This is a genomic window from Paraburkholderia sprentiae WSM5005 (assembly GCF_001865575.2).
Classification (GTDB): domain Bacteria; phylum Pseudomonadota; class Gammaproteobacteria; order Burkholderiales; family Burkholderiaceae; genus Paraburkholderia; species Paraburkholderia sprentiae.
The window spans coordinates 3,009,690-3,021,653 of the sequence record NZ_CP017561.2 but is presented as its reverse complement, the minus strand read 5'-3'; the positions used below and the strand labels follow the sequence as shown (position 1 = coordinate 3,021,653).

The following is an 11,964-nucleotide window of genomic DNA, read 5'->3' as shown; positions in this document are numbered from 1 at the left end:
GCGGATCGGCGGCGCGGGGCATCGTTGCGCTAGCCGACCAGACGCCCGCGCCGCACCCGCAGCCCCTTTTTCGCGAGCGCCGGCGCGATGCCGCCGAGCGTGCTCAGGGTCGAGCCGCCGTGCGCGTGGCAGATGGCCATGCCTAGCGCGTCGGCGGCGTCGGTGCCCGGTACGCCTGACAGGCTCAGCAGGCGCACGACCATCTGCTGCATTTGCTCCTTGGTCGCGCGGCCATAGCCGACTATCGACTGCTTCAACTGCAGGGCCGTGTATTCGGCGACCGGCACGCCGCCCGCGACGAGCCCGCAGATCGCGGCGCCGCGCGCCTGGCCGAGCAGCAGCGTCGATTGCGGATTGACATTGACGAAGACTTTTTCGATCGCCGCCTGATCCGGCGCGTGCTCGCGGATCAGCGTCGAAATGCCCGCGAAGATGGTACCGAGCCGCGACGGCAAATCGGCGTCGGCGGTGCGGATCACGCCGCTCGCGACGTAGCGCAGTGTGTGGCCGTGTTGTTCGATCACGCCGAAGCCCGTTACGCGCAGGCCGGGGTCGATGCCGAGAATTTTCATGAGGTGCCGCACAAGCGATAAAAACCAGGTGCCTGCGATACTACAACGAACGCGGCGCGCGGCGGTCCGCTCGCCGCGTGCCTGGCGGAATAAAAGCTGCTGCGGCAATGCGCAAGGAGGCGATCGAGGATGGAACGCTACGGGAATCTCAGCGGCGAGTCCGGTGTCGACGCTTACGAAATCGGCGACGATTTCATCAAGGTGCGCTTTCGGCCGGGCGTCGTGTATTGGTACACAGAGCAGAGTGTGGGCACCGAACATGTGGCGGTGCTAAAGCGTCTGGCGCGCCGCGGACGGGGTTTGGGCACCTACATCAGCCAGCATGCGCAAGTGCGGGACGGTTACGCGCGCAAAGAGCCGGACGATTGAGCGCGTCGTTCCCAAACAAAAGGCCCAGCGGGACAACCCGCGGGCCTTTTTTGCCGCTACCGAAGCTCGGCGATCAATGACGGAAGTGACGCACGCCCGTCAGCACCATCGCGATGTTGTGCTCGTCAGCGGCGCCGACCACTTCGTCGTCACGCACCGAGCCGCCCGGCTGGATCACGCAGGTCGCGCCTGCCGCGACGACCACGTCCAGACCGTCGCGAAACGGGAAGAAAGCGTCCGATGCGACTGCCGAACCGGTCAGCGTCAGACCGGCGTTCTGCGCCTTGATGCTCGCGATCCGCGCGGAGTCCACGCGGCTCATCTGGCCCGCGCCGACGCCGAGCGTCATGCCGTTCCCGCAGAACACGATCGCGTTCGACTTCACGTACTTCGCGACGCGCCATGCGAACAGCAGGTCGTCCATTTCCCTCGGCGTCGGATGACGCTTCGTGACGACGCGCAGTTCGCGGGGCTGAACGTTCCTCGAGTCGAGCGACTGCACCAGCAGGCCGCCGCCGACGCGCTTCAGGTCGAACGTGTTATGGCCTTCGCCCAGTGCGATTTCGAGCAGACGCACGTTCTGCTTCGCCGCGAACAGCTGACGCGCTTCGGCGCTGAACGAAGGCGCGATCAGCACTTCGACGAACTGCTTCGCGACGGCTTGCGCGGCCGCTTCGTCGACTTCCCGGTTGAACGCGATGATGCCGCCGAAGGCCGAGGTCGGATCCGTCTGGAACGCCTTCGAATACGCTTCGTGCGCGTTCGCGCCGATCGCGACGCCGCACGGATTCGCGTGCTTGACGATCACGCAGGCCGGCACGTCGAAGGTCTTCACGCATTCCCACGCCGCGTCGGAGTCGGCGATGTTGTTGTACGACAGTTCCTTGCCCTGCAGCTGGTTGTAGTTGGCGAGCGCGCCGGCCGGCACCGCTAGGTCGCGGTAGAACGCCGCGCTCTGGTGCGGGTTTTCGCCGTAGCGCAGGTCCTGGACCTTTTCGAACGCCATGTTGAAGGTGGCCGGGTATTCGTTGCGCGACGAGTGCTGCAACGCGTCGGTCAGGCTCGTCAGGTAGTTGGTGATCGCGCCGTCGTACTGCGCGGTGTGCGCGTACACCTTGGTGGCAAGGCGGAAGTTCGTCTTGTACGACACCGTGTTGCCGTTCGCGCGCATTTCGTCGAGCACGACCGCGTAGTCGGCCGGATCGACCACCACCGTCACGTCGCGGTGATTCTTCGCGGCCGAGCGCAGCATCGTCGGGCCGCCGATGTCGATGTTCTCGATTGCGTCCTCGAGCGAGCACTCTTCCTTCGACACGGTCTGCACGAACGGGTACAGGTTCACCACCAGCAGGTCGATGGTCGGAATGTCGTGTTTCTCGAGGGCGGCCATGTGCTCGGGCAGATCGCGGCGCGCGAGGATGCCGCCGTGCACCTTCGGATGCAATGTCTTCACGCGCCCGTCGAGCATTTCCGGGAAGCCCGTGTAGTCGGCGACTTCGGTGACGGACAGGCCCGCGTCCGCGAGCAGTTTCGCGGTGCCGCCGGTCGACAGGATCTTGATGCCGAGGTCCGACAGCGATTTGGCGAAGTCGACGATACCGGACTTGTCGGAAACGGAGATGAGCGCTTGCTTGATCATGATGAAGACGAAAAGCCGAAGGGAAACGTGGCAGGGCGCCAGAAACTACAACGCGCTACAGCAAACCGTGTTGTTGCAGCTTCTTGCGCAGCGTGTTGCGGTTGATGCCGAGATACTCGGCGGCCAGCGACTGGTTGCCACCGGCCTGCTCGAGCACCACTTCGAGCAACGGTTTTTCCACGCATGAAATGACCATGTCGTAGACGTCGTGCGGATTGGAGCCGTCGAGATCCTGGAAATACACGTCCAGGCTGTCGCGGACAGATTGTTCGATATTGTTCTTGCTCATGCTGCTAGTCGGTCTGGGTTGTCCTCGCTCTCGCTGTCGAGCCCGGGGTTGCCGGGCGCTTCGTCGACGTAGACGAGGCGGTCTGAGATCGCCTTTTGCGCGTCAAAGAATTCGTTGACGGCGAGGAGCTGTTCGCGCGTGCTGTCCAGCGTATTCATGCGATGCCGGAACAGGTTGGCGCCGGAAAGGCCGCGAGTGTACCAGCCGATGTGCTTGCGCGCAGTGCGAACACCGGTAAATTCCCCGTAAAAAGCGTAGTGATCTTCGAGATGCTCGTTCATCACCTGCTGGATTTCGTCGATGCGCGGCGGCGGCAGTAGCTCGCCCGTTTGCAGGAAATGCTCGATCTCGCGGAACAGCCACGGACGGCCCTGCGCGGCGCGCCCGATCATGATCGCGTCCGCGCCGGTCGCGGCGAGCACTTCGCGCGCCTTGTGCGGCGAGGTGATGTCGCCGTTCGCGACGACCGGAATGCGCACCGCCGCCTTGACCGCGGCGATGGTTTCGTACTCGGCGTCGCCGTGATACAGGTCGGCGCGCGTGCGGCCGTGCACGGTCAGCATCGAAATACCCGCTGCTTGCGCGAGACGCGCGACGTTCAGCGCATTCTTGTTCTCGCGATTCCAGCCGGTGCGGATTTTCAGCGTGACGGGCACTGCGTCGGGCCCGACGCCGACCGCGTTGACGACCGCCTCGACGATGCGCTGCACCAGCGGTTCGTTCTGCAGCAGCGCTGACCCGGCCGCGACGTTGCAGACCTTCTTGGCCGGGCAGCCCATGTTGATGTCGATGATCTGCGCGCCGTTCGCGACGTTGTAGCGGGCGGCCTCGGCCATCATGTCGGGGTCCGCGCCGGCGATCTGCACCGCGATCGGTTCGACCTCGCCTTCGTGATTGGCGCGGCGCATGGTCTTTTCGCTCTTCCACAGCTGCGCGTTCGACGCGACCATTTCCGACACCGCGTAGCCCGCGCCGAGCCGTTTGCACAACTGGCGGAACGGCCGGTCGGTCACGCCGGCCATCGGGGCGACGAACAGGTTGTTACGCAGATTGTGGGAGCCGAGTGTAGGCATGACGTGAGCGCACGCCAGCGAAGGGGTCAGGATTTGGTAACCGTGACAGCCGGCGCAGCGCGAAATGCGAGGGGAAAACAGCCATTTTAGCGTTAACGGCTTAGCGGGACTCGCGAACCGGATCTCGTAACCCGTTCAATCTTCTATGAAAGTCGCGCGGCTCATAGAGCCGCGCAGCGCTGTGCGCGCCTAGCGGCGCTGGCCGAACATCATCTGCCGGGCGAGCGCGGTTTTCACCGGCGGGACGAATTCGAGTGCGGTCAGTGCGAGGCCGCGCAGCACCGCGAGCGGCGCGAAGTCGACGGTGAACAGGCGCGCGAGCGTATCGGTCGAGCCGATCGTCAGGCGCCGGTCGAGCGCGCGGCGTTGCGCGAAGCGCGCGAGCGCGAGCGGGGTTGGGCCCTCGGCCGACAGTGCATCGGTGAGCGCGTGCGCGTCGCGCAAGCCCAGATTGAGGCCCTGGCCCGCGACCGGATGCAACGTCTGCGCCGCATTGCCGATCGCGACGATGTGGCCATTCACGAGCGTGTCGACCGTATTGAGTCCGAGCGGGAACGACGCGCGTCCCTTGATGTGCGTGAAGCGGCCCATCCGATCGCCAAACGCGGCGTCGAGCTCGCGCAGGAACGTTTCGTCGGACAGTTGCGCACGGCGCGCGGCTTCATCCGGCGCGCAGCACCAGACCAGCGCGTAGTCGGCGCCGCGCACGCCGCCCATCGGCAGTAGCGCGATCGGGCCCTGCGACGTGAAGCGCTCCCATGCGACGTGCGGCTGCGGCGCGGACGCGGTGACCGTGCCGACCAGCGCGGTCTGGCCGTAGTCGCGCGAGCCGGCGTTGTTTGTGGCGATGTTGCGTGCGCCGGCGTCTTCGTCCGCGGTGCGGCTCACGTTTTTCGCGTGCTTCTGATCGCCGAACAGCCCGCCCTCGGCGTTCACCAGAATCCGCGTGCGCAACTGGCGCGCAACGCCCGCGGTTTCGATCGGCAGCGTGACGCCGTCGAGCTCCTGAACCGGCGCGCCGGCCGAGGTCGAGCGGAACCAGTGGACCGGCGTCGCATGCACGGCTTCTGCGAGGCCGTGCACGATCGAGCCGTAGCGCAGCACATAGCCGAGCGCCGGCAGCCCGTGCTCGCGATGATCGATCAGCGTGCGGCCGAAATGACCGCGCTGTGACACGTGGATGCGCTCGATCGCGGTGGCGTCGGCCGGCCAGCGCAGCGGCTCGAGGATCATCCGGCTGCCGTGCGAGACCGCGATCGCGCGCGGATCGGCGATCGAGTCTTCCGGCTCGCGCGCGTCGACGAGCGCGATCTTCAGCTCGCGCGTCACGCTGCGGCGCGCGAGCCAGCCGGCCAGCGCAAGGCCGACCGGCCCCGCGCCGACGATCGTCACGTCGAAATCGAACCCCTGCTGGTGGGACGCGGGCCTCAGGATCACCGCGGATTGAGCGGCTTCGTTCATCGCGGATCAGATCCTCGCTTGATGAGACGCTTGATGGGTCGTGTGCGCTTCCTGCATCAGCGCCTCGATCTCGTCGGCGGCGACCGGTACGTCGCGCGTGATCAGCTCGCAGCCGGTCGGTGTGACGATCGCGTCGTCCTCGATGCGGATGCCGATGTTCCAGTAACGCTCGGGTACACCCTCGGCCGGGCGGACGTACAGGCCCGGCTCGATCGTCAGCGTCATCGACGCGCGCAGCGTGCGCCACGGCAGCGCGCCCGCCTCGTCGCGCGGCGCGCCGCGCTCGCGGTAGTCGCCGCAATCGTGCACGTCCATGCCGAGCCAGTGGCCGGTGCGGTGCATGTAGTACGGCGCGTAGGCGCGCTCGGCGATCACATCGTCGACCGAGGCGAACTTCGCGCGCGGCACGATGCCAGTGTCGAGCAGCCCCTGCGACAGTACCCGCAGCGCGGCCTGGTGCGGATCGTCGAAGCTCGCGCCGGCGCGGGTCGCGTCGACGGCAGCCTGCTGCGCGGCCAGCACGATGTCGTAGAGTTCGCGCTGCGCGGGCGTGAAACGGCCGCTTGCCGGAAACGTGCGCGTGATGTCGGACGCGTAGCCGTCGAGTTCGCAGGCCGCGTCGATCAGGATCAGCTCGCCGTCCCGCGCGATCGCGTTGCCGGCCGGGTAGTGCAGCACGCACGCGTTGGCGCCCGCCGCGACGATCGACGTATAGGCCGGCGCCTGCGCGCCGAACTGGCGGAACGTGTAGAGCAGTTCGGCCTCGAGCTCGTATTCGCGGATGCCGGGCCGGCAGGCCGCCATCGCGCGACGATGCGCGGCCGCTGAAATCTGCCCCGCGCGGCGCATGATCGCGAGTTCGTGGTCGTCCTTGACGAGCCGCATCTCGTCGAGCAACGGCAGCAGGTCGCGCGCGGCCGCGGGCGCGACGGTGCCCGCCCGGCTTTGCGCGCGCACCGCGTCGAGCCAGCCGCGCACCTGTTCGTCGAAACGTGCCGACGTGCCGAGCGCGTAGTGCAGCGCCGGCTTGTCGGCGATGATGCGCGGCAACTGGGTGTCGAGTTCGCCGATCGGGAACGCGGCGTCGAGCCCGCACGCCTCGCGCGCGCCGTCGGGGCCGAAGCGCAAGCCTTCCCACGTCTCGCGCTCGAGGTTTCTCTCGCGGCAGAACAGGATCGACGACGGTGCGCCGGGCGCTGCGCTGGCGTCGAGCACCAGCAGCGCCTCGGGCTCGGTGAAGCCGGTCAGATAATAGAAGTAGCTGTCGTGGCGGTACGGATAGTCGGCGTCGCGATTGCGCAGCGCTTGCGGCGCCGTCGGCACGATGGCGACGCCGCCACCCGTCGCGCGCAGCGCGGCGAGAACGCGCTCGCGGCGCGTGCGGTAGACGTCGATGGCGATGGTGGGTTCGGTCGGCTGGTTCATCGTGTGATTGTAGCGCCGCGGTTCCACGGGCCCATTCTCCGCGCGCTACATTGATTCGCCTGGCGCGCGGCCCGACGGCGCGGCGGCCGCCGTCATGTTGCAATCCGTCCACAGCGGGTCGGCGGACAGCGCGCGAAGATGTCGACGGTACGTTCCTGAACGCCTTACACCACTTATACTTTCGCCGGATTCAGGAAAAGGCAGAAGGTCATGATGAAACTCATCGGTTCGTTCGGCAGCCCGTTCGTGCGTAAAGCGCGTATCGTGCTCGCCGACAAGAAGATCGACTACGAACTGGTGCCCGAGAACGTCTGGGCGCCGGATACCCGGATTCACACCTTCAATCCGCTCGGCAAGGTGCCGTGCCTCGTGATGGAAGACGGCGAGGCCGTGTTCGATTCGCGGGTGATCTGCGAATACGTCGATACGCTGTCGCCGGTCGGCAAGCTGATCCCGCCCTCGGGGCGCGAGCGCATCGAGGTGCGTTGCTGGGAAGCGCTCGCCGACGGCCTGCTCGACGCAGCCGTGCTGATCCGCCTCGAAGGCACGCAGCGCGCACCCGAGCAGCGCGTGGACGCGTGGGTCGCGCGGCAGCAGCGCAAGATCGACGAAGCGCTGATCGCGATGTCGCAGGGGCTCGGCAGCAAGCCGTGGTGCGCGAGCAATCACTACACGCTGGCCGACATCACGGTGGGCTGCGCGCTCGGTTATCTGGACTTCCGCATGCCGCAACTGAACTGGCGCGAATCGCATGCGAACCTGGACAAGCACTTCCAGAAACTGTCGCTGCGGCAGTCGTTCATCGATACGGTGCCGAAAGACTGACGAAGCTCGAGTGAACATGAAAAAAATGCGCCTGCATGTCAGGCGCATTTTTTTTGCGAGGTGTCGTTGCCTTGACGTTGGCGCCGGCGTTACCGCTTGCCGTTGCGTCGCCGCGCGATTGCCGGTCCGAACGCGAAACCGAACGCGAGCAGCAGCGCCGATACCGCGAGCACCGTGTTGTTGCCGCTCGTCACGTAGGGCGTGTTGCCCGAGGTGCCTTGCACGGTGACGTCCAACGAGCCAACCGTGTACGGCGTCAGGCGCCCGATCACGCGGCCGTTCGCGTCGATCGCGGCGGTCATGCCGGTGTTGGTCGCGCGCAGCATCGGCCGGCCGGTTTCGAGCGAGCGCATGCGCGCGATCTGCAGATGCTGGTCGAGCGCGACCGTGTCGCCGAACCACGCGAGATTGGTCGAGTTGATCAGCACGCCGGCGGGCGTCGCATTCTCGCGCAGCGTGCGCGCGATCTCCTCGCCGAAGATGTCCTCGTAGCAGATGTTCACCGCGACCGGCTGGTTGTGAACCATGAACGGCTTTTGCACCGGCGGCCCGCGGAAGAAGTCGCCGAGCGGAATGTTCATCAGGTTCACGAACCAGCGGAAGCCCCACGGCACGAATTCGCCGAACGGCACCAGGTGATGCTTGTCGTAGCGGTAGATCTCGTGCGAGCCGGGCGTGACGCCGAACAGGCTGTTGGTGTAGTCGACCACCCTTCCGTCCGGCGTGATCGTGCCGCCGATCGCGCCGAACAGCAGCGCGCTGCCGGTCGAATCCGTGAACTGGCGGATCGCCGCCGCGAAGTTCGGCGGCAGCTGCTGCGCGAGCACCGGAATCGCGGTTTCCGGTGTGACGATCAGATCGGCCGGCTTCGACGTGATCATCTGCTGATACTCGTCGATCGCCGCACGCAAGCCGGCTTCCTCGAACTTCATCTCCTGCTTCACGTTGCCTTGCAGCAGACGCACCGACAGCGGTGCGTTGGCGGGCGTGGTCCACTGCACGAGCGGCAGCAGCAGGCCGATCACCAGCAGCGTGAGCGCGACGCCGGCAGGCACGACGATGGCGGCGACGCGCGGGCCGCGGCCTCGCGCGGCGCGGCCGCCGGCGTCATGGTCGGCGCTGGCGTTCGGATCGCGCGATTCACTTGCACGCCGGGAGCGCCACGACGGCAGCAGCGCCAGCAACGCCTGCACGATCAACGCGGCCGTCAGCGCGACCATCCAGCCGACGCCGTACACGCCGACCACCGGCGCAAACCCCGCGAGCGGGCCGTCGACCTGCGCATAACCGGTGGCGAGCCACGGAAAGCCGGTGAATACCGTGCCGCGCAGCCATTCGCCGATCGCCCACGCGCTCGCAAAGGCCAGCGCGCCGTGCCAGGTCGGCGCGAAGGGTGGGAGCGGCGCGCGCGCGTCGACCGCGCCGTTCTGTGCGTGGCCCGCGCAGAACGACCATACCCCCGCGGCGAGTGCCGGATAAACGGCGAGGTAGAGCGAGAACAGCACCAGCGCCGTGCCGGCGAGCGGCGCCGGCATGCCGCCGTAGTAGTGCATGCTCACATACAGCCACCAGACGCCGCTCAGGAAGTTGCCGAAGCCGAACGCGCCGCCCGTCAGCGCGGCGCTTTTCCAGCCGGTACTGCGCGTGAGCCACGCGAAGAAGAACACGAAGATCGCGAGCTGCAGCCAGCCGCCGTGCGGCGTCGGCGCGAACGACAGCGTATTGGCCGCGCCCGCGGCCAGTGCGACGAGGTAGTGCCAGCGCGGCAGCGCGCGGCTGCGCGTGCCGTTGTCGGTGGGGGCGGCAGCGGGGGCGCTCACGCCGCGGTGCGAACGGGAAATGATCGGGTCGGCCATCGTTGCGCGGTCGGCGTCGGAAGTTGAAAGGGCAAATCGGTAGGCAAAAGGCGCACGTAGAAAGTGCGCGGGCGCGCAGGCCGTGCATCGGCCCGAGCACCCGGCTCAGGTCTGGACGTGCTGCGTCTCCCGCTCGCGCTGACCCGCGAGCGGGTCGCGGCGCACCAGCAGCATGTGGACCTGGCGGGCGTCGCCGCGCAGGATCTCGAAGATCAGATCGTCGAGGCGGACCTGCTCGCCGCGATGCGGCACCCTGCCGAAATGATGCGTGACCAGCCCGCCGATCGTGTCGACTTCGTCGTCCGAGTAATGCGTGCCGAAGGTGTCGTTGAACTGCTCGATCTCGGTCAGCGCGCGCACGCGGAAGCGTCCGTCCGGCGACGCGATGATGTTGCCGCTTTCCTCGTCGAAATCGTACTCGTCCTCGATGTCCCCGACGATCTGCTCGAGCACGTCTTCGATCGTGATCAGGCCCGCGACGCCGCCGTATTCGTCGACGACCACCGCGAGGTGGTTGCGGTTCACGCGGAAGTCGTGCAGCAGCACGTTCAGCCGCTTCGACTCGGGGATGAACACGGCCGGGCGCAGCATGCCGCGCACGTCGAATTCTTCTTCGGCGTAGTAGCGCAGCAGGTCTTTCGCGAGCAGCACGCCGATGATGTTGTCGCGATTGCCCTCGTAGACGGGATAGCGCGAATGCGCCTTCTCCAGCACGTAGGGGATGAATTCAGCGGGATTGTCCGCGATGTTGATCGCGTCCATTTGCGCGCGCGGCACCATGATGTCGCGTGCGCTCAGTTCCGATACCTGGAACACGCCTTCGATCATCGACAGCGAGTCGGCGTCGATCAGGTTGCGCTCATGCGCGTCCTGCAGAATTTCCAGAAGTTCGCCGCGCGAGTCGGGCTCGGGCGAGATGAAGTCGGTCAGGCGCTCGAGCAGCGAGCGCTTTTCGTGAGGTTTGTCGAGTTGGCGTCCGGTATGGCGTCGACTGGGATACGTGTCGTTCATGGTAGTGCGCCCGGCGAGACTGGGCGCGCTGTTGCAGATCGTTAAGGATACACCAGGCAGATGGCGGAACCGTGTCCCGCCGGGCCGGGCGATGAGCGAAGCCAGGGTGAAGCGGCCGCGCCGCGACGGCGGAGCGTGGAATCATCCTAACCGATTACGCGCGCAAAAGCGCTCGCGGGCAAAAAAGTCGCGGCTGGGGTTTTTGCCGAGCCGCGGCGCTCACCCGGCCGGCTTGCAGCGCGCGAGCAGCGCTTCGAGCGCGCGGTCCGGCATGCCGCTTTCGCGCAGCGCATGCACGGTACGGCTCACGTAGTCGAATGTCGTGCCGTAGCGGCCGCTCGCGCAGCCCAGCACGGTCTGGATGATGTCGTCGCGCAACTTGCCGGTATAGCTCGGCACGTCGCGACGCATCACGAACGCTAGCGCGTCGACGCGCCGGCCGTCCGCGAGCACGCACGGCAGCCACGCGGGACGGTACGACCCCATCGGCATTTCACGGCGCCACAGTGCTTCGAGATGCGGCATCGAGCCAACGGCCGCGAGCCGGAACGCCATGCCGGTGCACGAGCCGCCGCGATCGAGCGCGAGCACGAGGCCGGGCTGCTCGGGCGTGCCGCGATTCACGCGCGACCACAGATAAAGGCCGCGGTGATAGCCGTGCACCTTCGAGCGCATCGCCTCGACGGTGGGCAGTCCCGGATTCCAGATCAGCGAGCCATAGCCGAACAGCCACAGATCGCTCTGGCGGTCCCAGCCGCACAGTGTGGATTCAAGCGACGCGCGCAGTTCTTCATCCGTCAGAAGCCGCGATTCGCCGAGCATCGGCGGGTAGTCCGGGCAGCGCACGGGGGCATCGGCTTCGGGGGACGGGGTGCTCACGGTGAATTCGGGCTGGCGTGGAAGAAGGGCGGGGCCGCGACGCAGGACGCTTATTGATAAGGGGCTGGAAAGCCGAGCTTGCCGAGGATTTCGGTTTCGAGCGCTTCCATTTCGTCGGCTTCTTCTTCGACTTCGTGGTCGTAGCCCTGTGCATGCAGCGTGCCGTGCACGAGCAGATGCGCGTAATGCGCGGCCAGCGGCTTGCCCTGCTCGGCGGCTTCCTTCTCGACCACTGGGCAACACAGGATCAGATCGCCCGTGACCGGGTCATCTTCCGATTCGGCATAGGCGAAAGTCAGCACGTTGGTCGCGTAATCCTTGCCGCGATAGGTGCGGTTCAGCGTGCGGCCCTCTTCGGCGTCGACGAAACGCACGGTCAGTTCGCCGTCCGCGAACAAAGCCGCCTTGATCCAGCCGGCCACCGTCGCGCGCGGCAGCAGCGTCTTGTGTTCCGGCCAGGCTTTGGCGGCGGGGAATTGCAAGGTCAACGTCAGTTTCGGGGTACGGCTCATGCGGTTTTTGTGCGTGGCGTTCGTGGCTCAAGCGTTTTTTGCGGCGTGGCGGG

12 protein-coding genes are annotated in these 11,964 nt (G+C 66.7%); 2 read left to right on the top strand and 10 right to left on the bottom strand.

Going from position 1 to position 11,964, the window contains the following annotated elements; genetic code table 11:
- Positions 1-29: 29 nt before the first annotated feature.
- On the bottom strand, positions 30-572 hold the full coding sequence (gene ruvC, locus BJG93_RS13700) for a crossover junction endodeoxyribonuclease RuvC (protein WP_027198810.1): 543 nt from the start codon (positions 570-572) through the stop codon (positions 30-32).
- 129 nt (positions 573-701) lie between these two features.
- Between ruvC and BJG93_RS13695 the strand changes: the two genes are divergently transcribed.
- Positions 702-941, top strand: a complete 240-nt coding sequence (locus tag BJG93_RS13695; protein ID WP_027198809.1) for a hypothetical protein — start codon at positions 702-704, stop codon at positions 939-941.
- A 73-nt stretch (positions 942-1,014) separates the two neighbouring features.
- Here BJG93_RS13695 and purH read toward each other — a convergent pair whose 3' ends face one another.
- The 5 genes from purH to BJG93_RS13670 all read right to left on the bottom strand — a co-directional run bounded on the left by purH (position 1,015) and on the right by BJG93_RS13670 (position 6,828).
- Positions 1,015-2,580: a bifunctional phosphoribosylaminoimidazolecarboxamide formyltransferase/IMP cyclohydrolase gene (purH, locus tag BJG93_RS13690; RefSeq protein ID WP_027198808.1), complete on the bottom strand. Its 1,566-nt coding sequence runs from the start codon at positions 2,578-2,580 to the stop codon at positions 1,015-1,017.
- 55 nt (positions 2,581-2,635) lie between these two features.
- Positions 2,636-2,869 (bottom strand): Fis family transcriptional regulator, encoded by a 234-nt coding sequence (locus tag BJG93_RS13685; RefSeq protein ID WP_008919619.1) that lies wholly within the window; start codon positions 2,867-2,869, stop codon positions 2,636-2,638.
- Positions 2,866-3,942, bottom strand: coding sequence for a tRNA dihydrouridine synthase DusB (dusB, locus tag BJG93_RS13680; protein ID WP_027198807.1), 1,077 nt, complete (start codon positions 3,940-3,942; stop codon positions 2,866-2,868). Before dusB ends, BJG93_RS13685 begins: the two co-directional genes overlap by 4 nt.
- 189 nt (positions 3,943-4,131) lie before the next feature.
- Complete coding sequence (locus BJG93_RS13675) at positions 4,132-5,403, bottom strand: UbiH/UbiF/VisC/COQ6 family ubiquinone biosynthesis hydroxylase (RefSeq protein ID WP_027198806.1); 1,272 nt, start codon at positions 5,401-5,403, stop codon at positions 4,132-4,134.
- 6 nt (positions 5,404-5,409) lie between these two features.
- The gene (locus BJG93_RS13670) at positions 5,410-6,828 is read right to left on the bottom strand and encodes an aminopeptidase P N-terminal domain-containing protein (protein ID WP_027198805.1); all 1,419 of its coding nucleotides are present in this window, start codon (positions 6,826-6,828) and stop codon (positions 5,410-5,412) included.
- 210 nt (positions 6,829-7,038) lie between these two features.
- On the opposite strand from BJG93_RS13670, the gene BJG93_RS13665 reads away from it, so the two are divergent.
- Entirely contained in the window at positions 7,039-7,653 is a 615-nt protein-coding gene (locus BJG93_RS13665) for a glutathione S-transferase N-terminal domain-containing protein (RefSeq protein WP_027198804.1), read from the top strand.
- Between the two features lie 89 nt (positions 7,654-7,742).
- Here the strand turns inward: BJG93_RS13665 and lnt are convergent, their stop codons facing one another.
- The 4 genes from lnt to ybeY form a co-directional block, all read right to left on the bottom strand.
- Complete coding sequence (gene lnt / locus BJG93_RS13660; protein ID WP_027198803.1) at positions 7,743-9,509, bottom strand: apolipoprotein N-acyltransferase; 1,767 nt, start codon at positions 9,507-9,509, stop codon at positions 7,743-7,745.
- Between the two features lie 105 nt (positions 9,510-9,614).
- On the bottom strand, positions 9,615-10,520 hold the full coding sequence (locus BJG93_RS13655) for an HlyC/CorC family transporter (protein ID WP_027198802.1): 906 nt from the start codon (positions 10,518-10,520) through the stop codon (positions 9,615-9,617).
- Between the two features lie 219 nt (positions 10,521-10,739).
- Positions 10,740-11,342 (bottom strand): gamma-glutamylcyclotransferase, encoded by a 603-nt coding sequence (locus BJG93_RS13650; protein WP_407675300.1) that lies wholly within the window; start codon positions 11,340-11,342, stop codon positions 10,740-10,742.
- Positions 11,343-11,449: 107 nt separating this feature from the next.
- The gene (gene ybeY, locus BJG93_RS13645) at positions 11,450-11,911 is read right to left on the bottom strand and encodes an rRNA maturation RNase YbeY (RefSeq protein WP_027198800.1); all 462 of its coding nucleotides are present in this window, start codon (positions 11,909-11,911) and stop codon (positions 11,450-11,452) included.
- Positions 11,912-11,964: the final 53 nt, after the last annotated feature.